This window comes from Streptomyces sp. NPDC002867, assembly GCF_053591895.1.
This window is the reverse complement of sequence record NZ_JBSFUR010000057.1, coordinates 1-21,462: the sequence shown is the minus strand read 5'-3', so window position 1 is coordinate 21,462 and position 21,462 is coordinate 1. Positions and strand designations below refer to the sequence as shown.

Here is a 21,462-nt window from a genome sequence, read left to right as displayed (position 1 = left end):
GGTGCTGAGAACCACGACCGAGGAGCCCGATGTCGACGCTGCGCGTCACCGCCGAAGTCCTGACCGTGCACGAGCATCCGAACGCCGATGCGCTGGAGCTGGCCCAGGTGGGCCTGTACCGCGCCGTCGTCGCCAAGGGCGTCTATCGCACGGGTGACGCCGCGGTCTACATCCCCGAGCAGGCCGTGCTCCCGGCCGCGCTGATCGACGAGCTCGGTCTGACCGGCCGGCTCGCGGGTGGCGAGGCCAACCGGGTCAAGGCGGTCCGGCTGCGCGGCGAGCTGTCGCAGGGCATCGTGTGCCGGCCGCGCGCGCTCGCGGACGTCGACCTGGCGAAGGCGGCCGCGGACGGCACGGACTTCGCGGAGCGGCTCGCGATCACCAAGTGGGCCCCGCCGATCCCGCCCCGGATGAGCGGCGACGTGGAGGCGGCACCGGATCTGCTGCCGTGGGTGGACATCGAGAACCTGCAGCGCTATCCGGGCATCTTCGAGCCCGGAGAGGCGGTCGTGATCACCGAGAAGCTGCACGGCTCGGCCTGTCTGGCGACGTACTCCGCGGCGGACGGCGGCCGGGTGCGGGTCTCGTCCAAGGGTTTCGGCGCCAAGGGGCTCGCCATCAAGAAGGACCCGGCCAACCTCTACTGGCGGGCGGTGCTCGGACACGGCGTGCCCAAGATCGCGGCGCGCCTCGCCGAGCGGCTCGGTGCGAGCCGGGTCGGGGTGTTCGCCGAGGTGTACGGCGCCGGAGTCCAGGACCTCGGTTACGGCAAGGACGCCCGGGCGGAGAACGGGCTGGGCTATGCCGTGTTCGACATCTCGGCGGAGATCGACGGCCAGGTCCGCTGGCTGGACCCGGCAGCCGTGCTCGGCGGTGAACTGCCGGTCGTGCCCCGGCTGTTCGCGGGTCCGTACGACGCGGACAAGGTGCTGGAGCTGGCGAGCGGCCGCGAGACGGTGTCGGGTCGGCGGCTGCATCTGCGAGAGGGCGTCGTCGTCCGCCCGGCGGTGGAGCGGTACAGCCCGGTCACCGGCGGGCGCGCGATCGCCAAGGCGGTGAGCCCGGCGTACCTGACCCGTAAGGGCGGTACGGAGTACGAGTAGGACCCCGCGCGCGAGGGCGGGCCCGGCACGGGGAGCGGGCCCGCCCTCGCGTGTGTCAGGCCGGGTCGTCCTTGGCGCGCCGCCGCTCCGGCAGCAGGCGGGAGCCGGTCAACCGGTCGCCGAAGACGTCGTCCGGGTTGGACAGCACGCATGTCTGCAACGAGAGGCAGCCGCAGCCGATGCAGTCCGTCAGATGGTCCCGGAGACGGCCCAACTGCTTGATGCGCTCGTCGAGTTCGCTGCGCCACGCCGCGGACAGACGGGCCCAGTCCTCGCGGTCGGGGGTGCGTTCCTCGGGCAGCTCGGCGAGCGCGTCGCGGATCGTGGCGAGCGGGATGCCGACGCGCTGCGCGGCCCGCACGAACGCGACGCGGCGCAGCGCGTCCCTGCTGTAGCGACGCTGGTTCCCGGCGGTGCGGCGACTGCTGATGAGGCCCTTGGACTCGTAGAAGTGCAGGGCCGACACGGCCGCGCCGCTGCGCGCGGAGAGCTGGCCGACCGTGAGCTCGTGGATCTTCTCGGGAATCTGTGGCACCCCTCGGAGCCTACTGGTCGTCCGTTGACAAGTGCGGCACTCCCCCACCATGCTGAGCAAGCGCTTAGACAGGGCTTTCGAAGACGTGAGAGGCAGGGAGCAGGAACATGGCAGAGCCGAGGATCTTCACCTCCCCCGAGGAGCTGCGCGCCGGGGTCGGCGAGCAGCTCGGACACAGCGACTGGCTGGAGGTCGACCAGAAGCGGATCGACCTCTTCGCCGACGCCACCGGCGACCACCAGTGGATCCACGTCGACGCCGAGCGGGCGGCGAACGGCCCCTTCGGCACCACGATCGCCCACGGCTATCTGACGCTGTCGCTGCTGCCGGCCCTGGTGCCGCAGGTGCTGCGGGTCGAGGGCATGAAGATGGGCATCAACTACGGCGCCAACAAGGTGCGTTTCCCCGCCCCCGTGCCGGTCGGCTCGCGGCTGCGCGCCACGGCCGTCCTGCAGAACGTGGAGGAGGCGGGCGGCGGCGTACAGGTGACCGCCCTCGTCACCGTCGAGCGCGAGGGCGGCGACAAGCCGGTCTGCGTGGCGGAGTCCGTGTCCCGCTACTTCTTCTGAGCACCCACCATCCGCAGGACGAGGTCGGCGTAGAACACGCCGACCTCGTCGGGCGTCCGCCGCCCCTGCGTGTTGAACCAGCGCGCCACGTCGATGCAGAGCGACAGCACGGCGACGGCGGTGCCGGGCACGTCCGGCACGTCGAACTCGCCCGCCGCCACGCCCTCTTCGAGCAGGCGGCGCACCACGGCGTCGGTCTCGCGGCGCAGCGCGATGATCTCGGTGCGGTGGGCGTCGCCGAGCGCGTCCAGTTCGTACTGCACGACCCGCGCCGTGGCGTGCCGGCCGGCGTGCCAGCGGACGAAGGACCGTACGGCTTCGGTGAGCCGCTCGGTGGGCGTGCCCTCGCCCTCGTACGCCTCCGAGAGGATCTCCAGGGCCTTGTCGTGGCCGATCCTGCTGATCCGGTGGAGCAGCTCTTCCTTGGTCTTGTAGTGGATGTAGAGCGCCGCCGGGCTCATGCCCGCCCGGCCCGCGATGTCACGCGTCGTGGTCGCGTGGTAGCCGCGCTCCGCGAACGCCTCGACCGCCGCGACCAGCAACTTCCGGGCCGCCTCCGGGGTGACCTCGTCCCACGGTTTCTCGTCCTCGGCCGTCTGGTCCGCCGCACTCATCGCTCGCCCCTTCCCTGGTCAGGCGAACACCATACCGTGACAGTGAGCGGGCGCTTAGAGCTTCTGGAACGGGTCGTGCTCGGCGAGGAGCTTCTCCAGCCTGGCCTGGTCGACCCGGCTGACGATCTGCCCGGCCTCCTGCCGGTCCCTGACCACCTTGGCGAGGGTGAAGGCGGAGGTGGTCAGATACAGGACGGCGATGCCGAGGAAGGCCCGCACCCAGGGGTCGGCGTCCATGGTGAAGATGCCGAGGGCGACCGCTCCGAGTGCGACGGCGAAGGAGGCGACGGCCTGGCCGTAGTACGCCGCGGTGTTCTGCTGCTTGACCGGTGTCTCACTCATGGGCACAGCGTCGCGCCCGGCTCGGCGGGCCACATGCGCGCTGGTACTCAGATCGCGTACTCACGTCCCGCCGGCGGCCCGGTTCAGAACGCGGAGACCCCGGTGAGCGCGCGGCCGATGATCAGCTTCTGGATCTGGCTGGTGCCCTCGTAGAGGGTCATCACCCGGGCGTCGCGCAGCAGTTTGCCGACCGGGTACTCGTCGATGTAGCCGTAGCCGCCGAAGACCTGGAGGGCGTTGTTGGCCGCTCGGACCGCGGCCTCGGAGGCGAAGAGCTTCGCCTTGGACGCGGCGGTGGCAAAGTCCTCGCCGCGGTCGACGAGACCGGCGACCCGCCAGGTCAGCAGCCGGGCTGCGTCCACGTCGACGGCGATGTCGCTGATCAGCTCCTGGACCAGCTGGTGGTGCGCGATGGGCCTGCCGAACTGCTCGCGCTCACCCGCGTACCCGACGGCCGCGTCCAGCGCCGCCTGCGCGATGCCGACGCAGCCCGCGGCGACCGACATCCTGCCCTTGGCGAGCGCGGACATGGCGATGGAGAAGCCCTTGCCCTCGTGCCCGAGCAGGGCGCCGGCCGGCACGCGGACGTCCTCGAAGGCCAGCTCGGCCGTGGCCTGGCCGCGCAGTCCGAGCTTTCCGTGGATCGTGCGGCGGGTCAGTCCGGGCGTGTCCGTGGGGACCAGGAAGGCCGAGACGCCCTTGTGCCCGGGGGCGTCGCCGGTCCGGGCGAAGAGCAGCACGACATCGGCCCAGGTGCCGTTGGTGATGAACATCTTGGCGCCGTTGATCACGTAGTCGTCGCCGTCGCGCACGGCCCTGGTGGCCAGGTTCCCCGCGTCGGAGCCGGTGCCGGGCTCGGTGAGAGCGAAGCAGCCGACGGACTCGCCCGCCGTCAGGCGCGGCAGCCACCGGCGCTTCTGCTCCTCGGTGCCGTACGCGGCCACGGTCTTGGCGACCAGTCCGAGGGAGACGGAGACGATGCCGCGCACCGAGGAGTCACCGCGGCCCAGTTCCTCGGTGACCAGGCAGTACGCGAGATGGTCGCCGCCGGAGCCGCCGTACTCCTCGTCGATCGTGAGCCCGAGGAAGCCGAGTGCGCCGAGCTTCTTCACGATGCCCCGGTCGACGCTCTCGGCGCGGTCCCATGCGACGACGTGCGGGGTGATCTCGCGGGCGACGAAGTCCCGGGCGAGCTGCCGTACGGCCGCCTGCTCCTCGCCGATCTCCAGGTCCATGTGCGTCCACCCCACTTTAACTACCACTGCTAGTTTCTTTTCGGCAGGCCTACTATGTGCCGCATGGCCCGACCGCGCAAGCCCCTCCTCAGCAGAGAACGCATCGTCGAGACGGCGAGCGCGCTCGTGGACGCCGAGGGACTCGACGCGGTGTCCACCCGCCGGCTCGCCGCCGAACTCGGCGTGAGCGGCCCCTCGCTCTACAACCATTTCCGCAACAAGGACGAGATCCTCGACGCCGTCGCCGACGCGGTCAGCGCCCGGGTCGACCTGTCGATGTTCCGGGAGGACGACCCCCGCGACTGGCGCACGGCCCTGCACGACTACGCGGTCTCCTACCGGGCCGCGCTGACCGCCCACCCCCACACCGTCCCCGTGCTGGCCCGCGGCCCCGGACGCCGGCCGGCAGGCCTCAAGGTGGCCGACACGGTGTTCGGCGCGATGGTCCGCGCGGGCTGGCCCCCGGCCCAGGCCACCCACATCGGCGCCCTGATGCGCTACTTCATCACCGGCTCGGCACTCGGATCCTTCGCCCGCGGCTTCGTCGACGACGCGACCGCGTACGACCCGGCCGACTACCCGCACCTGGGCCAGGCCCACCTGCTGGCCGACCGACAGGAGCAGGTGGACGAGGGCGCGTTCGAGACCGGGCTGCGGGCCCTGCTCGACGGTCTCGCGATCCAGTACGAGACGCTTCGGCCCGCGCCGAACCGTCGCTGACGCATCCTGGGAGGCATGACCTCCTCGCGTGACCTCGCCGCCTTCGCCGCGCTCCTCGCCGACGAGACCCGGGCCGGGATCTGCCTCGCGCTGCTCGACGGGCGGGCCTGGACCGCGGGAGAACTCGCGCGGCACACCGGGGTCGCCGCGTCGACCGCCAGCGAGCATCTCGGCAAGCTCGTCGCCGGCGGGATGCTCGCCGAGGAGCGCCAGGGCCGGCACCGCTATGTGCGGCTCGCCGACGACCGCGTGGCGCACCTCGTCGAGGAACTGGCCGCGTACGCCGCGCCGGAAGGGCCGGCGCGGCCGGCGCGCGGACTGCGCGAGTCGACCGTCGCCGCCGCCATGGCGCGCGGCCGCACCTGCTACGACCATCTCGCCGGCAGACTCGGCATCACGATCACCGGGGCCATGACCGAGCGCGGACTGCTCAGCCAGGACGCCGGGTTCGCCCTCACGGAGCGGGGCGCGCGGTGGTTCGACGCGCTCGGGGTGCCGCTGGAGCGCACCGGGCGGCGCCCGCTCGTACGGGGCTGCCTGGACTGGACGGAGCGCAAGCCGCACCTCGCCGGGCTCGCCGGGGCACGGCTGTGCCGCCACGCCCTCGACGCCGGCTGGTGCGTGCGGATCGGCTCGGAGCGGGCGGTGAAGGTGACGGCGGAGGGCGAGCAAGCTCTCGGCCGGCTGCTCGGCATCGAGCCCGGGATATTGCGGTGAGCGCCGAAGGGTCCGGGCCGTACGGTCGCCCCATGACGAACCCGATACGCCGCACGCAGCACGCGCAGTGGCCCGCTCTGGTCGCCGCGGGCGTCACCGTCGTGCTGTGGGCCTCCGCCTTCGTGTCCATCCGCAGCGCCGGCGAGGCCTACTCCCCCGGGGCCCTCGCCCTCGGCCGCCTGCTCGCCGGGTCCCTCGCGCTGGGCTGCGTGCTGCTGGTGCGCCGTGAGGGGCTGCCGCCCCGGGCCGCGTGGCCCGGCATCGCGGTGTCCGGACTGCTCTGGTTCGGCGTCTACATGGTGGTGCTCAACTGGGGCGAGCAGGAGGTCGACGCGGGCACGGCGGCGATGGTCGTCAACATCGGGCCCGTGCTCATCGCCCTGCTCGGCGCGCGGCTGCTGGGGGAGGCGGTGCCGCCGCGGCTGCTGGCGGGCATGGCCGTGTCGTTCGCGGGCGCGGTCACGGTCGGCCTGTCGATGTCCGGCGAGGGCGGCGCGTCCACGCTGGGCGTACTGCTGTGCCTGCTCGCGGCCGTCGGCTACGCGGGCGGCGTCGTGGCGCAGAAGCCGGCGCTGGTGCACGCGAGCGCGCTGCAGGTGACGACGTTCGGGTGCCTGGTGGGTGCGGTGGCGTGTCTGCCGTTCGCGGGGCAGCTGGCGGACCAGGTGGCCCGCGCCCCGGTGTCCGCCACGCTGAACATGGTCTACCTCGGTGTGTTCCCGACCGCGCTCGCCTTCACGACCTGGGCCTATGCCCTGGCGCGTACGACCGCGGGCCGGATGGGAGCGACCACGTACGCCGTCCCGGCCCTCGTGGTGCTGATGTCCTGGCTGGTGCTGGACGAGGTGCCGGCGCTGCTGACACTGGCGGGCGGTGCGCTGTGCCTCGCGGGGGTGGCAGTGTCGCGGTCCCGGCCGCGGACGGGGTCCGCGGCCGGGATGCCCGTCACTCCGCGGGAGTCGGCTCCTTCACCTCCGGCGTCGCCGGGGCGGCCGCCTTCGCGGCCCGCGAGGCGAGAATCCTGATCGAGATCAGGGCGATCACTGCCAGCCCGATGATGTAGCCGGAGACGGCCATCGACGTGCCGGTGGCCTCCAGCAGCAGCACCATCACGAACGGCGCCAGGCCGCCGCCGAAGACCGCGGCGATCTGGTAGCCGAGCGACGCGCCGGTGTAGCGCATCTCGGCGGTGAACAGCTCGGCGAACAGGGCGGCCTGGGGTCCGTACATGATGCTGAGGAAGCAGCTCGTGACGAACGTGCCGATGCCGAGCCACAGCAGCGAGGCCGTGTCGATGAGCAGGAACATCGGCACCGCCCACAGCAGCAGGCCCACCGCCCCCGCGGCGTAGATGCGCAGCCGCCCGATGCGGTCGGACAGGGACGCCGCTGCGGGGATCAGGACGAGCTGGGTGAGGCTGACGCACAGGGAGACGGCCAGCACCGCGCTGCGCTTCATCTCGAGCTCGCGGGTCGCGTAGTCGAGCACGCCGGTGATGATGATGTAGAACGTCGCGGTGTTGACGGCGAAGGAGCCGCCGGCGAGGAAGACGGTTCCGAGGTGGCTGCGCAGGATGGTGCGCAGCGGCGAACGCTTTTCGGTCTTCTCCTGTGCGGCGAGGGCGCGTTCGGCCTCGCGGAACGCGGGGGTCTCCTCGACGCGGGTGTGGATGTACCAGGCGAGGCCGAGGACGAGGAACCCGACGAAGAACGGGACGCGCCAGCCCCAGGAGGCGAAGGCTGCGTCGTCGGTGAGGGCGCCGGCCACGAGGAAGACGGTGTTGGCGGTGACCACGCCGATGGGGACACCGAGCTGGACGAGGCTGCCGTACAGACCGCGCTTGCCCTCGGGCGCGTACTCGGTCGCCATCAGCATCGCGCCGCCCCACTGGGCGCCGACGGCGATGCCCTGGACGACCCGGAGCAGCACGAGGATGACGGGTGCGGCGATGCCGATGGTCTCGTACGTGGGGAGCAGCCCGATTCCCGCGGTGGCGACGCCCATCAGCGTCAGCGCGAGGACCAGCATGGGCTTGCGGCCGCGCTTGTCGCCGAGCTGGCCGGCGATGATGCCGCCGACGGGGCGTGCGAGGAAGCCCACCGCGAAGGTGGCGAAGGCGGCGAGGACGCCGGCGGAGGAGCTGCCGGCGGGGAAGTAGAGATCGCCCAGGACGAGGGCGGCGGCGATGCCGAAGACGAAGTAGTCGTACCACTCGACGGCGGAGGCGAGAGCGGCGGCGGTGGCCACGCGCCGGCGGTTCGGGGTGGCGGGGGACGGGGGTGCGGTGTCCATGCGTGCACTCCATGAGTACGGGGAGGAGGAGTGCGGGGACCGTACCGACCAGTGGGTATGTAGTCAACGGGTTGCGCAGAGATGGGTCGCGGCGGGTGTGGCGGGAGCGGGCAGCCCGAAGGGGCCCGGGGGCCGGCGGTGCCCTCCGGGCGGGCCTTTCCCCACCCCGCCCCTTCCCGAACTGGGGCTTCGCCCCAGACCCCGTCCCGCGCTCCGCGCGGTGTCCTCAAACTCCCCCTACGGCCTGGCGACCGTGGGAGGGACCCCCAGACGGGCTGCATGCGCAGCCCGTCGGCGGCCCTCGAGGCGCGGGCTCAGCCCCGGGCTCCATCGGGGGCGACCCCCGGCGTCGGGGAAGCTGGAGCGCACCGCCCGAACGCGCGGCCCGGCCCGCCACCCGAAGCCTGCACCTGGGCAGGCCGCGGGGCCGTGGGGTCCGGAGTGCGAGGGGCGAAGCCCCCACCCGGCGGACGCAGCCATGGGGTCCACAGAGACCGACTGGCGCGGGCCCGAGGCCCGGGCCCGCGCCCGGCAGGGCGCAGAACCCGCCCGAGCAGGGCGAGGGGCACCCCGAAGCCCACGCCCGGGCAGGCCGCAGGGCCCCACGCCCGCCACGGCGCAGAACCCGCCCGAACAGGGCAAGGGCGAAGCCCCGAAGCCCACGCTCGGGCACACCGCGGGGCCATGGGGTCCCGGCCGTAGCCCCCGAAACCCGCGCACGCGGAATCCGCGCCCGGCAGGGCGCAGGCCGCAGCACCACGGGGCCGGACCGGAACCCCGAAATCCGCACCCGCCACACGGGACACCCGCCCCGCACAGGGCGAGGGGCGAAGCTCCGGCGCCCACGCTCGGGCACACCGCGGGGCCATGGGCCCCGGCCGGAGCCCAAAACGGCCACTCGCGGAACCAGCGCCGGGGCGCAGGGCGAAGCCGCGCCCGGTAGAGCGCGGGGTCGGGGGCCAGGCGGAGGCCGGTTCGGGGAGGGGCGGGGTGGGGGAAGTCAGAACACCACCAGCGACCGCCCTCCACGGCCCTCGCGCATCGCCGTGAACGCCGCCGGGATGTCCTCCAGGCCGATGCGGTCCGTCACGAGCGCGCTCAGGTCGAGGGCGCCCTCGCGGATGTGGGACGCGAGGACCGGGAGGTCGCGCTCCGGGTCGGAGTTGCCGTAGACGCAGCCCGAGAGCGTCCGGCCCCAGTGGAAGAGCTCCAGGGCGTTGAAGGTGACCTGCTGGTCCTTGCCGCCGATGCCGACCACCGTGGTGCGGCCGCCGCGGCGGGTCGAGTCCCAGGCCGTGCGGATCGTGGTCGCGCGGCCGACGCACTCGATCGCGACGTCCGCGCCCCGCCCGCCGGTCAGCCGGCGCACCTCCTTCGCCGTGGTGTCGGACGCGACCACGTACTCCGTGGCGCCCGCCCGGCGGGCCAGTTCCTCCTTCTCGGGCGAGACGTCGACCGCGATGACCGTGGCGGCGCCGGCGATCCGGGCCGCCTGGAGCGTGGCGAGGCCCACCCCGCCGACGCCGTGGACGACGACCGACTCCCCCTCGCGTACACGGGCGGAGTGGTGGACGGCCCCGTACCCGGTGAGCACGGCGCAGCCGAGGAGCGCCGCGTCGGTCAGGGACACGCCCTCGGGCGCGGGGAGCACGCAGTTCGCCGCGACGACGGTCTCCTCGGCGAACGCGGCCACGTTCAGCCCGGGATGCAGTTCGGTGCCGTCCGCGGTGACGGCGTGGACCCGCCCCGCCCCGGTCAGGGCGTCGGCACACAGCCAGACCTCCCCGATCGAGCAGGCGTGGCAGCTGCCGCAGGACGGCGCCCAGTTGAGGACGACGCCGTCGCCGGGTGCGACGTGGGTGACGCCCTCGCCGACGGAGACGACGGTGCCGGCGCCCTCGTGTCCGAGGACGGCCGGGACGGGCACGCGCATGGTGCCGTTGGACAGGGACAGGTCGGAGTGGCACACCCCGGCGGCGGCGAGGCGGACCCGGACCTGGCCGGGGCCGGGCTCGGGCAACGAGATCTCGGCGATCTCCAGGGGGGAGCCGACGGCGGGCAGGACTGCGGCGCGGACCACGATGATGTCTCCCGGCTCAGAACTGGAGGGACTTGGTCTGGAGGTACTCGGCGAGGCCGTGCGGACCGAGCTCGCGGCCGACCCCGGACTGCTTGTAACCGCCGAAGGGAGCACGAGGGTTGAACCGGCCGCCGTTGATATCGACCTGCCCGGTGTCCATGCGGCGGGCGAACGCGACCGCCTCGGCCTCGTCCTGCGCCCAGACGGCGCCGGCCAGACCGTAGACGGTGCCGTTGGCGATGGCGAGCGCGTCGTCCTCGTCCTCGTACTTCAGGATCGAGACGACCGGGCCGAAGATCTCCTCCTGGGCGATGGTCATGCCGGGGGTCACGTCGGCGAAGACGGTCGGGCTGACGTAGTAGCCGGTCTCCAGCGGCGCGTCGGGGCCGCCGGCGACGACGCGGGCGCCCTCGGCGATGCCCTTCTCGATATAGCCGCGGACCCGCTGCTGCTGCTTGGCGTTGACGAGCGGGCCGACCCGGTCGCCGGGCACGTACTTGGCGACCGCGGCGGCGGCCAGCGCGACGGCCTCGTCGTACCGGTCCTTGTGCACGAGCATCCGGGTCCAGGCACTGCAGGTCTGGCCGGAGTTGGACATCACGTTGGCGATGCCGACGTTCACGGCCTTCGCGAGGTCGGCGCCGGGCAGGATGACGTTGGCGGACTTGCCGCCGAGCTCCAGGGCGACGCGCTTGACCGCGGCGCCCGCGGTCGCGCCGATCTGCCTGCCCACGGCCGTCGAGCCGGTGAAGGACACGAGGTCGACGTCCTCGTGCGCGGCGAGGGCCTGGCCCGCGACCGGTCCGAGGCCGGTGATCAGGTTGAACACTCCGGCGGGTACGTCCGCGTCGTGGACGGCCTCGGCGAAGAGCTGTGCGGTCAGCGGGGTGTCCTCGGCGGGCTTGAGGACGACGGTGCATCCGGCGGCGAGCGCGGGGGCGACCTTGGCGACGATCTGGTGCAGCGGATAGTTCCAGGGCGTGATCGCGGCGACGACGCCGGCGGGCTCCATGAGGACGGTGGAGTTGCCGATCGTCTCCTCGAAGGAGTAGTCGGCGGCGAGTTCGGCGTACGAGCCGGCGACCAGCAGTGGCATGCCGGTGTGCACGGCCTGGGCGAGCGCAGGCGGGGCGCCGAGCTCGGCGGTGACAGTGGCGGCGATCAGGTCCTGGCGGCGTGCCAGTTCGTCACGCAGGGCCGTGAGCAGGGCGGCGCGCTCGGCGGGCGGGGTGGCCGCCCAGGCGGGGAACGCGGCGCGGGCCGCGCGTACGGCGGCGTCGACGTCCTCGGCGGTGCCGGCCGGCACATGGGCGATGACCTGCTCGTCCGCCGGGTTGACCACCGCGATGGTGTCGGTGGTGGCCGCGGGCCGCCACTGGCCGCCGATGTACATGCCGTCGTGAGCCTTCATCGCTCTCCTCCACGCTTCGCGGTCGTGTTCCGCGCCCCAAACTAGCGCTGTTAGTTTTCGCGCGCCAGAGGCAGCCGGGCGTGGTGGAGCGTAACGGGGAGGCGTGCCCGGCCGGCGTACGGGACGTCCCTGCCGCTCACCGCGCGGGCGTGCACGGCGTGACGCGCCGACGTCGCGGAGCCGGCGGCCACACGCCCGAGCGGCTTCTGAGCGAGCGGCTATGCCCGTGTGGCTCCCGGGGGTCTGCCGGCCGGCGGGCCCGACATGTGGCGCGGGGTGCCGCGCTGTCCCCTGTCCGGGGTTGTCGGCGAGCGGGGCAGCTATGCGTGCCGGTTCCCGTGCTCGGCAGGGTGCCCGGGGCGTGACCCCGGCGTCGAAGAGGGCTCAGGGGGGTTAGCCGGGCGGGGGCGGCGGAGGGCCGCCGCCGACGACAGCACCAGCAGCGCCCCGGTCAGGACGAACGGCGTGGCCGCGCCGGCGAGGCCGGCGACCAGGCCGGCGCCCGCCGGTGCGGCCACCTGGCCGAGGCGGTTGCCGGTCAGGCGCAGGGCGAGCGCGGTCGACCGCGCGTCGGCCGGCGCCGCCTGGACCACCGTCGTCATCGACAGCGGCTGGCCGGCGCCGAGGCAGAAGCCCAGCAGGATCAGCATCGCGGCGAGCGCCCACAGCGGAACGGGCAGCGCGATACTCCCGCACAGCAGCCCGCCGACCAGGCAGGTCGTGGTCAGCAGACTCCTGCGGCCCATGAGCCGGATCATCGGGGTCATCACCAGCCGGCAGGCGATGGTGGCCGCGGCCCGCAGGCTGAGCAGCACACCGACGACGGCGGGCGCGATGCCCCGGTGTTCGCCGATCACCGGCAGGTACGCCGTGAGGATGTCGGTCGCGGAGAGCACCGCGAGACTGATGAAGATCCCGGCCGGGACGCCGCGGGTGCGCAGGATGCCGCGCACGGGCACCGTCGTGCGATCCGAGCGCGGCCGGGGTGGGGTGCGGTGCTCGATGCGCCACAGTGAGGCGAGGGACGCGGCGGCCACGGCCGCCGCGGCGAGAAGCGCGTATCCGCTCGTACGGGCCAGGTCACCGCCGATCACGGCACCGGCGGCGACGGGCCCGACGAGCTGCCCGAGCGAGGCGCCGATGGTGAAGTGGCCGAAGTTGCGGTCCTGTTCGGCGGGTGCGGACTGCCGGGCGACGATCGACTGGGCGCCGATGACGAAGCAGAGGTGGCCGAGCCCCATGACGCCGCTCCACGCGGCCATCGCCGTGAGGGAGCCCGCCGTACCGCTGAGGGCGCATCCGCCGGATATCAGGACGACGCCGACGGGCAGCAGGGGTGCGCACCGCCCGTGGTCCGTCCTGCGCCCCAGCGGTACGGCGGCGAAGAGGGGAAGCAGCGCGTAGACACCGGCGATGACGCCGATGGCGCGTTCGTCCGCGCCCAGCGACAGGGCACGGTAGGAGACGGCGGGCCGCGCCATCGACACCGCGCCCTGGGCGAAGGAGAACGCGATGACGAGGCGCAGCAGCCAGCTCCGGGAGTCCATCACGTCAGATGATTCCGAAGAGGATTCCGGCGCCGAGGACCACCAGCGAGGTGAGCGCGGCCCACTTGACGGTGAAGCGGGTGTGGTCGCCGAACTCGACCTTGGCCATGCCGACCAGGACGTACACGGCGGGCACCAGCGGGCTCGACATGTGCAGTGCCTGGCCGACGAGCGAGGCCCGGGCGATCTCCAGCGGGGAGACGCCGTGGGCGGCGCCGGCTTCGGCGAGGACGGGCAGCACGCCGAAGTAGAAGCCGTCGTTGGACATGAAGTACGTGAGCGGGAGGCTCAGCAGGCCGGTGACGACGGCCATGTGCGGGCCCATGCCCTCGGGGATCGCGCCGACGAGCCAGTCGGCCATGTGCTCGACCATGCCGGTGCCGGTGAGGACGCCGGTGAAGACGGCGGCGGCGAAGACCATGCCGGCGACGTTGAGGACGTTGTCGGCGTGGGCGGCGATCCGGGCCTTCTGGTCGGTCATCCGGGGGAAGTTGACCGTGAGGGCGAGGGCCGCACCGAGCAGGAAGAGGACCGGGATGGGCAGCAGCTCCATGATCATGGAGGTGAGGAGAACGACGGTGAGCCCGAGGTTGAACCAGTAGAGCTTCGGGCGCAGAGTGGCGCGGTGGGGGTCCAGTCCCTGGAAGCCCTCGTCGTCCTCGGCGGCGTCCTTGCCGGCGGGTGAGTCGCTCCCGGTGTCCGATGCCCCCGTACCGGAGCCGCCGCCCGCGGCCGGCTTCGTCCGGTCGCCGCCGCCCGTCTTCACCAGCACGGTCTCGGTGTGCGGCTCCAGGACCTCGTCCAGGGAGAGGAAGCCGAGGCGCTTGCGCTCGCGGCGGCCGAGGACGTACGCGAGGACCATCACGAACAGGAGGCCGACGCCGAGGGCCGGGATCATCGGGACGAAGATGTCGCCCGCGTCCAGTTCGAGCGCGGTCGCCGCACGGGCGGTCGGGCCGCCCCAGGGCAGCGTGTTCATGACGCCGTTGGCGGTCGCGGCGATACCGGTCAGGACGACCAGGCTCATCTTGAGGCGCTTGTAGAGCGGATACATCGCCGAAACCGTGATCATGAACGTCGTCGAGCCGTCACCGTCCAGCGAGACGATGGCGGCCAGGAGCGCCGTACCGATCACGATGCGCAGCGGGTCCGCCTTGCAGAAGCGCAAGATGCCTCGGACGATCGGGTCGAACAGGCCGACGTCGATCATGACGCCGAAGTAGACGATCGCAAACATCAGCATCGCGGCCGTGGGCGCGAGATTGCCGACGCCCTCGAGGACGTAGTCCCCGAGGTGCGCACCCTTTCCGACGATGACGCAGAAGAGTGCGGGGATGAGGACCAGCGCCGCTATCGGCGACATCTTCTTCATCATGATCAGGACCAGGAAGGTCGCGATCATGGCGAAGCCGAGGATTGTCAGCATGGGGACACCTAACGTTCATCCTTGAACTCCACCGGGGCGGCGGTCCGGATGACGTTAGGTGTCGTCAATTGCCGTTAACAAGATGTTGACACGTGAGCAATACGAGCAAAACCCCAGGTCAGCTCATGGGTGCGACCTCGACGGGAAAGCCGTTGAGCACTGCCGTGCCCGACAGGGGGTCCAGCCGGGAGCCGTCGAGCAGCTGGTTGACGTTGACGCCGGGCCGGGCGGAGGCCACCGAGAGCCGGGTGCCCGGCCGGTCGTGACCCCAGCCGTGCGGCAGGCTCACGACGCCCGGGCGGACGTCCGCGGTGATCTCCACGGGTGCCTCCACCCGGCCGCCGTCCGCGGTGACCGCGGCCGTCGCGCCGTCCGTGAGGCCGAGACGGGCCGCGTCGTCGGGGTGGACGTGCAGGGTACAGCGGTTGGAGCCGCCGCCCAGTGCCGGAACGTTGTGCAGCCAGCTGTTGTTGGAGCGCAGATGGCGGCGGCCGACCAGCACGAGCCCGTCGGGACGCCGGTCGAGGGCGCTGCGCAGCCTCGGCAGATCGGCGGCGATCGGCGCGGGCAGCAGCTCGATGCGCCCGCTGCGGGTCCTGAGCACCTGCGGGACGCGCGGCTGGAGGGGCCCGAGGTCGATGCCGTGCGGGTTCTCCAGGAGCTTGGCGAGGGTGAGCTCGTACGGGCCGAGGCGCAGCATCAGGTCCAGGCGGCGCTCGGCTCCGCTGCCGCCGGTGAGTTCGGCGGCGAGCTCGGCCGCGTCCTGGCCGTGCACGGGTGAGTGGGGGTCGGCGACGGCCTTGGCGAGGGAGCGCTGGACGACCATGTCGTCGACGGCGGACGGTTCGGCGCCGTGCATGCCGCCGACCGCGAGGACCAGCCGGGCGTGGATCTCGCACTCGTCCATCAGCCCGTCCTCCAGGGGGACGGCGGCGGGCGTGTAGCGGACCTGGTTGCGTACGGCGAGGGAGTTGAAGGCGAAGTCGAAGTGGGCGCTCTGGGACGGGGGCGGTGGGGGCAGCACCACGTCGGCGTGGCGTGACGTCTCGTTCAGGTACGGGTCGACGCTGACCATGAAGTCCAGACCGCTCAGCGCCGCGTCGAGGCGGTCGCCGTCGGGGGCGGAGAGCACCGGGTTGGCCGCGATCGCGATGAGGGCGCGGATCCGCCCGTCGCCCGGTGTCTCGATCTCCTCGGCGAGTGCGGCGACGGGGAGTTCACCCTTGGCCTCCGGGTGTCCGCCGACACGGCTCGACCAGCGGCCGAGGGCGAAGCCCTTGCCGGGGCCGGCCGGGCGCGGGGCCTTGTCGGTGGCGGCGAGGGGGAAGAGTGCGCCGCCCGGCCGGTCCAGGTTGCCGGTGAGGATGTTGAGGACGTCGACAAGCCAGCTCGCGAGGGTGCCGTGCTCCACGGTGCAGCTCCCGATGCGCCCGTAGACGGCAGCGGACGGGGCGGCGGCGAGCTCACGGGCGATCGTACGGATCTCCTCGGCGTCCATGTCGCAGGCGGCGGCCACGGCTTCCGGGGCGAAGTCCCGCACCGCCGCCTCGACGTCGCCGACCTGCTCCACGTGCCCGGCGAGAGCGCCGAGGTCGGTCAGCTTCTCCTCGAACAGGACGTGGGCGAGGGCGGCGAGCAGGAGCGCGTCGGTGCCGGGGCGTATCGCGACGTGCCGGTCGGCGAGCCGGGCGGTGCGGGTGCGGCGCGGGTCGACGACGGTGAGCGTGCCGCCGCGGCGGCGCAGTGCCCTCAGCTTGCCGGGGAAGTCGGGTGCGGTGCACAGGCTGCCGTTGGACTCGAGCGGGTTGGCGCCGAGGAGGAGCAGGTGGGCGGTGCGGTCCAGGTCGGGGACAGGGATGGCGACGGCGCTGCCGTAGAGCAGTCCGCTGGAGACGTGCTTGGGCATCTGGTCGAGGGTGGAGGCGCTGAAGACGTTGCGCGTGCGCAGGGTGGACAGCAGGACCGGCGGGTAGAGGCCGCCGGCCATGGTGTGCACGTTGGGGTTGCCGAGGACGACACCGACGGCGTCGGGTCCGTGCTGCTCGATCAGCGGTCGCACGCGGGCGGCGACGAGATCGAACGCCTCCTCCCAGCTCGCCTCGCGCAAGCGCCCGTTCTCGCGCACGAGCGGGGTGCGCAGCCGGTCGGGGTCGGCGTCGAGCTCGCCGAACGAGGCGCCCTTGGGACAGATGAATCCCTCGCTGAAGACGTCGTCCCGGTCACCGCGTGCACCGGTGACGCGGGTGCCCTCGATGGTCAGGGTGAGCCCGCAGGTGGCCTCGCACAACGGGCAGATGCGCGGTGCGGTGCGGGCGCCTCGATCGGCGGGCGGCGAGTTCGTCGCGGTACGAGTGGCAGGTGCGGTGCGGGACACGGGTCCTCCCCCGGGGCGGGCGGCACGGTGAGGTGCGGGCCCGTCGAGCATACCGACCGGTATGCATGGACGGGAGGGGGTGCGGCGTCCGGAAGTGGAGGGACCGCCCTCGACGCGGAACGCGGGCACGGGAGACCGAAGGGCATCGAAGGGCACGGGAAACCGAAGGGCCCGCCCTTCACGCCCCCTGCCGAGGCGCGTCCAGCACATCCGCGAGGTACGCCCGCAGCAGCAGCCGCGTCTCCTCCACGATCCCCTCGTCCCCCGTCTCGCTCACCCGGAAGGCCAGCTGCAGCAGCGCGTCCGCCGCCTCGACCGCGACCAGGACGGCGCGCCGCAGCCGCACGTCCGGCTCACGCCCCTGGTGGGCGGCGAGCAGGTGGACGAGCCGGTCGGCGACCTCGTCGTTGGGGCCGGTGACCGGGGCGCCGACCGGGACCTGGGCGCCGAAGTCGATGAGCGCGAATCCCGGGACCGCGCGCTTCATCGCCAGGTACTCGTCGAGCATGACGTCGACGGCGCCGCGCCAGTCCCCCGCCGACAGCCGGACGAGGCGCCCGGCGACCCGCTCGGCGTACCGGTCGAGATTGCGGTGCCCCAGCGCCTCCACGAGCGCCCGCTTGTTGCCGAAGAAGCGGTAGACGGAGCCGATAGGGACGCCGGCCCGCGCCGCCACGTCGCGCGTGGACAGTTCCTCGTAGCCACAGGTGTCGAGGAGTTCGGCACAGGCGTCCAGGATGCGCGCGAGACGGTCGGCGCTGCGCTGCTGCACGGGCGCACGGCGCAGAGGTGGCTGGGACACGCCGTCCATGATGCCGCGCGTTGCCGTTGACGGGACAGTCCTGCAATCCTACGGTTGTCCATAGGAATGGATACGGGAACGGAAATCCCTCGGCACCAGGAGCGGGCGATGAGCGGTATCGACGAGACGCGCAAACTTGTGGACGGACTCGGCGACGAGTCGTTCCTGTCCGGCTTCGGCAACGAGCACAGCTCGGAGGCGGTCCCCGGCGCCCTCCCCCACGGGCGGAACTCACCGCAGCGCGCCCCGCTCGGTCTCTACGCGGAACAGCTCAGCGGCACCGCCTTCACCGAGCCCCGCGCCCACAACCGCCGCTCCTGGCTGTACCGCATCCGTCCCTCGGCCATGCACCCGGCGTTCGTCCGCGCCGACAACGGCCGCATCCGCACAGCCCCGTTCACCGAGACGGTCCCCGACCCCAACCGCCTTCGGTGGGACCCGCTGCCGGACCCCGCGCCCGGCACGGACTGGCTCGCGGGCCTGTGGACGCTCGGCGGCAACGGCGACGTGACCCAGCGCACCGGCATGGCCGTGCACCTGTACCACGCCAACGCCTCCATGGAGCGGGTGTTCAGCGACGCGGACGGCGAGCTGCTCATCGTCCCCGAGCGCGGCGGCCTGCTGCTGGTGACCGAGTTCGGCCTGCTGCCCGCGCGGCCCGGCGAGATCGCGCTGATCCCCCGTGGCGTCCGCTTCCGCGTGGAGCTGCTCGACGAAAGCGCCCGCGGCTACGTCTGCGAGAACTACGGGCAGCCGTTCCAGCTGCCCGACCTCGGCCCGATCGGCGCCAACGGCCTCGCGCACCCCCGCGACTTCCTCGCCCCGGCCGCCGCGTACGAGGACGTCGAAGGCCCCATCGAGGTGGTCAACAAGTTCTGCGGGAACCTGTGGACCGCGACGTACGGCCACTCGCCGCTCGACGTCGTCGCCTGGCACGGCAACCACGTCCCCTACGTCTACGACCTGCGCCGCTTCAACGTCATCGGCACGATCTCGTACGACCACCCCGACCCGTCCATCTTCACGGTGCTGACCTCGCCGTCCGACACCCCCGGTCTCGCCGGCGTCGACTTCGTGGTCTTCGCGCCGCGCTGGCTGGTGGGCGAGGACACGTTCCGCCCGCCGTACTTCCACCGCAACGTGATGAGCGAGTACATGGGCCTGATCGAGGGCGCGTACGACGCGAAGGCCGAAGGCTTCGTCCCCGGCGGCGGCTCGCTGCACAACATGATGTCGGCGCACGGCCCCGACCGGGAGACCTTCGACCGGGCGAGCTCCGTCGAGCTGAAGCCGCAGAAGGTCGACAACGGCCTCGCCTTCATGTTCGAGACCCGCTGGCCGGTGATCGCGACCGAGCAGGCGGCGAACGCCGACCACCTGCAGAAGCGCTACGACACCGTGTGGCAGGGTCTTGAGCGCCACTTCCGGCCGTAGTACGGAGATGCCGTGACCTCCTTCGCCCCGGACTCGCTCGTCCTGAACCGCAAGCTGCCGCTGTGGTACCAGGTCTCGCAGTCGCTGCGCGCCTCGATACTGGGCCGTGCGCCCGAGGCGTCGCTGCGGCTGCCCACCGAGGAACAGCTCGCCCAGCACTACGGGGTGAGCGTGCTCACCATGCGCCAGGCGCTGAAAGAGCTTGAGGAGGAGGGGCTGATCACCCGCCACCGCAGACGCGGCACCTTCATCGAGCCGGGGGCGCGCAGGAGCGCGCCCAGGCGGCTGCTGGGCTCGATCGACGCGATCGTGGCCCAGCAGTCGGGCGAGCGCACCACGGTCCTCGGCCACGGTCCGCAGCCGGTCCCGGGTGAACTGGCCGAGTTCTTCCCGGACGAGGACGAGGTCGTGGTCTTCCGGCGGCTGCGCTGCGACGGCGACAGCGGCGAGCCCACGAACTGGGCGGAGAACGCGCTGCGCCCCGAATTCGCGGGGCGTGTGGAGTGCGCCGACCTGGAGCGCTGGCCGATGACGAAGGTCCTGCGGGACGTGCTGGGCGTGCGGATCAGCCGGATCACCGACACGGTGGAGGCGCGGCTGGCCGACCCGCAGACGGCGGAGCTGCTGCGGGTGCCGCTGCTCAGCCCGATCCTCCACTACACGGGGGTGACGTACGACGAGGACGGCCGGGTCGTCGACGTGGCCCGCATCCGCTACCGCGGCGACCGCTTCTCCTTCTCGGTCACTGTGGATGCCGCGGACTGAGCGGGGCGTGGGCATTCGTCACCATGCCCGTCCCCGCCACGGCCTGAACAGGCCCGGAACAGGGGAGATGTGACCCGTGACCGCCCTGTCGCAGGGGGCAGTCGGGAGCGCGACGAGGTGCGAACGACCGGGCAGTCAAGCGCGGTCGTTCACGGCCGAGAAGGTGACTAGCATGCGGACGGTGACTGCTCACACCGAGGACGACGCGCCGCTGCTCGACGACCTCATGCCCTGGTCCGTGGCGCCGCTGCGGCTGGGCCGGGGCTGGGTGATGGCGCCGGACGCCGCGTCCCTGCGGGCCCGCTGGGACGCGCTCGTACGGGCGGACGGCGCCGAGCGCGAGTCCCTGTTCGGGCCCACCCGGGCGCGTACTGCGCACAGCGCGGTCGCGCAGCTGCCGGGGCAGGCGACCGGGACCGGGCGGATGGCCCGCGAGCGGGGCCGCTGCCCGGAGCCGGTGCGCGTGCTGCACGGCGCGTTCGACGAGCAGTGGCTGATACCGGACCACCGGCTGATCGACGCGGCCCGGCCGGAGTTGTGGCGGGTGCGGGACGAACGGCAGCTCTTCGTCGTCGAACAGGGCCGTGTCCCCAAGGCGGCGGGGCCCGCGCTCGTCGTGACGGCGCTGCTGCCGGACGGGCGCTCGCCGGCGGGCCGCCCGGGCCGGATCCGTCCCCTGTACCGCAGGCCGGGCGCGCGGGAGCCGAACGTCTCGCCGGGGCTGCTGGACCTCCTCGCGGACCGGTACGGGCACGGGGTGGCTGCCGAGGACCTGCTCTGCTGGGCCCTGGCGTCGGCCGTCGACGGCCCCGCGGGGTGCGTGGTCCCGCTGCCCGCCGACGCCTCCGTGTGGGCGGCCGGGGTGGAGCTGGGCCGGCGGGCGATGCGGATCCAGCTGCGCGGCGCGCACGGCGGGGAGCGCCCCAGACTGCCGGGCGGTCGGCGTCCCTATGTGCGGGCTGCCCTGCCCGCGCGGCCGGACGCGCTCGCGTACGACGCGGACGAGGAGACGCTGTCCATCGGCGACGGCGGCCGTGTCGCGCCGGTGCCGCGCGGGGCGTGGGAGTTCGAGGCGGGCGGCGTCCGGGTGCTGGAGCTCTGGTTCGCACGGCGCACGGCGGGCGGCGAACCGGGCTCCCTCGAGGCGGTGCGGCCGGCGTCCTGGCCGCAGGAGTGGACCTCCGAGTTCCTGGAACTGATCACGGTGCTGGCACTGCTGGCGGAACTGGAGCCGGAGCGCGAGCGGCTGGGCGAGGGCGCCCGGATCGGGGCGGCGGAGCTGCGGGCGGCGGGAGTGCTGCCGCCGCCGGGGCCGGCGCGCCGGCCGGCGTCGGTACTGGACCACGCGGAGGAGGGCCCGGAGGGCCAGTTCGCCCTGCTGTGACGTTCCCCCCACCCCACTCCGCCCTCCCCTGACCGGGGCTCCGCCCCGGCCCCTCTGGAAACCTCCAGCCCCGCCGGCGCTTGATGGGCCGGCACACGCGGGGGGGCCCCCC

The 21,462-nt window shown here is 73.0% G+C and carries 19 protein-coding genes; 8 read left to right on the top strand and 11 right to left on the bottom strand.

Annotation, left to right across the window (positions count from 1 at the left end; genetic code table 11):
• Window positions 1–29: 29 nt before the first annotated feature.
• The gene (locus tag ACWD0A_RS31095; RefSeq protein ID WP_451303521.1) at window positions 30–1,103 is read left to right on the top strand and encodes an RNA ligase (ATP); all 1,074 of its coding nucleotides are present in this window, start codon (window positions 30–32) and stop codon (window positions 1,101–1,103) included.
• A 55-nt stretch (window positions 1,104–1,158) separates the two neighbouring features.
• Here the strand turns inward: ACWD0A_RS31095 and soxR are convergent, their stop codons facing one another.
• Window positions 1,159–1,638 carry a redox-sensitive transcriptional activator SoxR gene (soxR, locus tag ACWD0A_RS31090; protein ID WP_451303519.1) on the bottom strand — a complete coding sequence of 160 codons (480 nt, stop codon included), beginning with the start codon at window positions 1,636–1,638 and terminating at the stop codon, window positions 1,159–1,161.
• 107 nt (window positions 1,639–1,745) lie between these two features.
• On the opposite strand from soxR, the gene ACWD0A_RS31085 reads away from it, so the two are divergent.
• Window positions 1,746–2,207 carry a MaoC family dehydratase gene (locus tag ACWD0A_RS31085; protein WP_451303517.1) on the top strand — a complete coding sequence of 154 codons (462 nt, stop codon included), beginning with the start codon at window positions 1,746–1,748 and terminating at the stop codon, window positions 2,205–2,207.
• Here ACWD0A_RS31085 and ACWD0A_RS31080 read toward each other — a convergent pair.
• The 3 genes from ACWD0A_RS31080 to ACWD0A_RS31070 all read right to left on the bottom strand — a co-directional run bounded on the left by ACWD0A_RS31080 (window position 2,195) and on the right by ACWD0A_RS31070 (window position 4,398).
• Complete coding sequence (locus ACWD0A_RS31080; RefSeq protein ID WP_451303515.1) at window positions 2,195–2,821, bottom strand: TetR/AcrR family transcriptional regulator; 627 nt, start codon at window positions 2,819–2,821, stop codon at window positions 2,195–2,197. The two genes, ACWD0A_RS31085 and ACWD0A_RS31080, sit on opposite strands and share 13 nt — an antisense overlap.
• Before the next feature lie 54 nt (window positions 2,822–2,875).
• Window positions 2,876–3,163 (bottom strand): YiaA/YiaB family inner membrane protein, encoded by a 288-nt coding sequence (locus ACWD0A_RS31075; protein ID WP_177151072.1) that lies wholly within the window; start codon window positions 3,161–3,163, stop codon window positions 2,876–2,878.
• Between the two features lie 83 nt (window positions 3,164–3,246).
• Entirely contained in the window at window positions 3,247–4,398 is a 1,152-nt protein-coding gene (locus ACWD0A_RS31070) for an acyl-CoA dehydrogenase family protein (RefSeq protein ID WP_451303513.1), read from the bottom strand.
• Window positions 4,399–4,461: 63 nt separating this feature from the next.
• On the opposite strand from ACWD0A_RS31070, the gene ACWD0A_RS31065 reads away from it, so the two are divergent.
• The 3 genes from ACWD0A_RS31065 to ACWD0A_RS31055 are packed head-to-tail and all read left to right on the top strand — an operon-like array spanning window position 4,462 to window position 6,860.
• Window positions 4,462–5,118 (top strand): TetR/AcrR family transcriptional regulator, encoded by a 657-nt coding sequence (locus ACWD0A_RS31065; protein WP_451303511.1) that lies wholly within the window; start codon window positions 4,462–4,464, stop codon window positions 5,116–5,118.
• A gap of 15 nt (window positions 5,119–5,133) precedes the next feature.
• Entirely contained in the window at window positions 5,134–5,835 is a 702-nt protein-coding gene (locus ACWD0A_RS31060) for an ArsR/SmtB family transcription factor (RefSeq protein WP_451303509.1), read from the top strand.
• 32 nt (window positions 5,836–5,867) lie between these two features.
• Window positions 5,868–6,860, top strand: a complete 993-nt coding sequence (locus ACWD0A_RS31055; protein ID WP_451303507.1) for a DMT family transporter — start codon at window positions 5,868–5,870, stop codon at window positions 6,858–6,860.
• On the opposite strand, the gene ACWD0A_RS31050 is transcribed toward ACWD0A_RS31055, so the two are convergent.
• The 7 genes from ACWD0A_RS31050 to ACWD0A_RS31020 all read right to left on the bottom strand — a co-directional run bounded on the left by ACWD0A_RS31050 (window position 6,781) and on the right by ACWD0A_RS31020 (window position 17,776).
• Window positions 6,781–8,127 carry an MFS transporter gene (locus ACWD0A_RS31050; protein ID WP_451303505.1) on the bottom strand — a complete coding sequence of 449 codons (1,347 nt, stop codon included), beginning with the start codon at window positions 8,125–8,127 and terminating at the stop codon, window positions 6,781–6,783. The genes ACWD0A_RS31055 and ACWD0A_RS31050 overlap by 80 nt on opposite strands.
• A 1,000-nt stretch (window positions 8,128–9,127) precedes the next feature.
• Window positions 9,128–10,207 (bottom strand): Zn-dependent alcohol dehydrogenase, encoded by a 1,080-nt coding sequence (locus ACWD0A_RS31045; protein ID WP_451303503.1) that lies wholly within the window; start codon window positions 10,205–10,207, stop codon window positions 9,128–9,130.
• 16 nt (window positions 10,208–10,223) lie between these two features.
• Window positions 10,224–11,618: an aldehyde dehydrogenase family protein gene (locus ACWD0A_RS31040; RefSeq protein ID WP_451303501.1), complete on the bottom strand. Its 1,395-nt coding sequence runs from the start codon at window positions 11,616–11,618 to the stop codon at window positions 10,224–10,226.
• A 320-nt stretch (window positions 11,619–11,938) separates the two neighbouring features.
• A complete protein-coding gene (locus tag ACWD0A_RS31035) occupies window positions 11,939–13,165 on the bottom strand; it encodes an MFS transporter (RefSeq protein WP_451303499.1) in 1,227 nt (408 codons plus the stop codon).
• 4 nt (window positions 13,166–13,169) lie between these two features.
• Entirely contained in the window at window positions 13,170–14,591 is a 1,422-nt protein-coding gene (locus ACWD0A_RS31030) for a CitMHS family transporter (protein ID WP_451303497.1), read from the bottom strand.
• A 118-nt stretch (window positions 14,592–14,709) separates the two neighbouring features.
• The gene (locus tag ACWD0A_RS31025) at window positions 14,710–16,965 is read right to left on the bottom strand and encodes a molybdopterin oxidoreductase family protein (RefSeq protein ID WP_451303495.1); all 2,256 of its coding nucleotides are present in this window, start codon (window positions 16,963–16,965) and stop codon (window positions 14,710–14,712) included.
• Between the two features lie 178 nt (window positions 16,966–17,143).
• Window positions 17,144–17,776 (bottom strand): TetR/AcrR family transcriptional regulator, encoded by a 633-nt coding sequence (locus tag ACWD0A_RS31020; protein WP_451303493.1) that lies wholly within the window; start codon window positions 17,774–17,776, stop codon window positions 17,144–17,146.
• Window positions 17,777–17,875: 99 nt separating this feature from the next.
• Here ACWD0A_RS31020 and hmgA point away from each other — a divergent pair, with 99 nt between their 5' ends.
• From hmgA to ACWD0A_RS31005, 3 genes are all read left to right on the top strand, one after another.
• Entirely contained in the window at window positions 17,876–19,201 is a 1,326-nt protein-coding gene (gene hmgA / locus ACWD0A_RS31015) for a homogentisate 1,2-dioxygenase (protein WP_451303491.1), read from the top strand.
• Between the two features lie 12 nt (window positions 19,202–19,213).
• Entirely contained in the window at window positions 19,214–19,966 is a 753-nt protein-coding gene (locus ACWD0A_RS31010) for a GntR family transcriptional regulator (protein WP_307716249.1), read from the top strand.
• Between the two features lie 172 nt (window positions 19,967–20,138).
• Window positions 20,139–21,350: a type ISP restriction/modification enzyme gene (locus tag ACWD0A_RS31005; RefSeq protein ID WP_451303489.1), complete on the top strand. Its 1,212-nt coding sequence runs from the start codon at window positions 20,139–20,141 to the stop codon at window positions 21,348–21,350.
• The last annotated feature ends 112 nt before the right edge of the window (window positions 21,351–21,462 follow it).

Excerpts from the sequence above, each read along its gene's own strand:
- ACWD0A_RS31095 (WP_451303521.1), top strand. The coding sequence starts at position 30 with ATGTCGACGCTGCGCGTCACCGCCGAAGTCCTGACCGTGCACGAGCAT.
- ACWD0A_RS31085 (WP_451303517.1), top strand. The coding sequence starts at position 1,746 with ATGGCAGAGCCGAGGATCTTCACCTCCCCCGAGGAGCTGCGCGCCGGG.
- ACWD0A_RS31080 (WP_451303515.1), bottom strand. The coding sequence starts at position 2,821 with ATGAGTGCGGCGGACCAGACGGCCGAGGACGAGAAACCGTGGGACGAG.
- ACWD0A_RS31075 (WP_177151072.1), bottom strand. The coding sequence starts at position 3,163 with ATGAGTGAGACACCGGTCAAGCAGCAGAACACCGCGGCGTACTACGGC.
- ACWD0A_RS31070 (WP_451303513.1), bottom strand. The coding sequence starts at position 4,398 with ATGGACCTGGAGATCGGCGAGGAGCAGGCGGCCGTACGGCAGCTCGCC.
- ACWD0A_RS31065 (WP_451303511.1), top strand. The coding sequence starts at position 4,462 with ATGGCCCGACCGCGCAAGCCCCTCCTCAGCAGAGAACGCATCGTCGAG.
- ACWD0A_RS31060 (WP_451303509.1), top strand. The coding sequence starts at position 5,134 with ATGACCTCCTCGCGTGACCTCGCCGCCTTCGCCGCGCTCCTCGCCGAC.
- ACWD0A_RS31055 (WP_451303507.1), top strand. The coding sequence starts at position 5,868 with ATGACGAACCCGATACGCCGCACGCAGCACGCGCAGTGGCCCGCTCTG.
- ACWD0A_RS31050 (WP_451303505.1), bottom strand. The coding sequence starts at position 8,127 with ATGGACACCGCACCCCCGTCCCCCGCCACCCCGAACCGCCGGCGCGTG.
- ACWD0A_RS31040 (WP_451303501.1), bottom strand. The coding sequence starts at position 11,618 with ATGAAGGCTCACGACGGCATGTACATCGGCGGCCAGTGGCGGCCCGCG.
- ACWD0A_RS31035 (WP_451303499.1), bottom strand. The coding sequence starts at position 13,165 with ATGGACTCCCGGAGCTGGCTGCTGCGCCTCGTCATCGCGTTCTCCTTC.
- ACWD0A_RS31030 (WP_451303497.1), bottom strand. The coding sequence starts at position 14,591 with ATGCTGACAATCCTCGGCTTCGCCATGATCGCGACCTTCCTGGTCCTG.
- ACWD0A_RS31020 (WP_451303493.1), bottom strand. The coding sequence starts at position 17,776 with ATGGACGGCGTGTCCCAGCCACCTCTGCGCCGTGCGCCCGTGCAGCAG.
- hmgA (WP_451303491.1), top strand. The coding sequence starts at position 17,876 with ATGAGCGGTATCGACGAGACGCGCAAACTTGTGGACGGACTCGGCGAC.
- ACWD0A_RS31005 (WP_451303489.1), top strand. The coding sequence starts at position 20,139 with ATGCGGACGGTGACTGCTCACACCGAGGACGACGCGCCGCTGCTCGAC.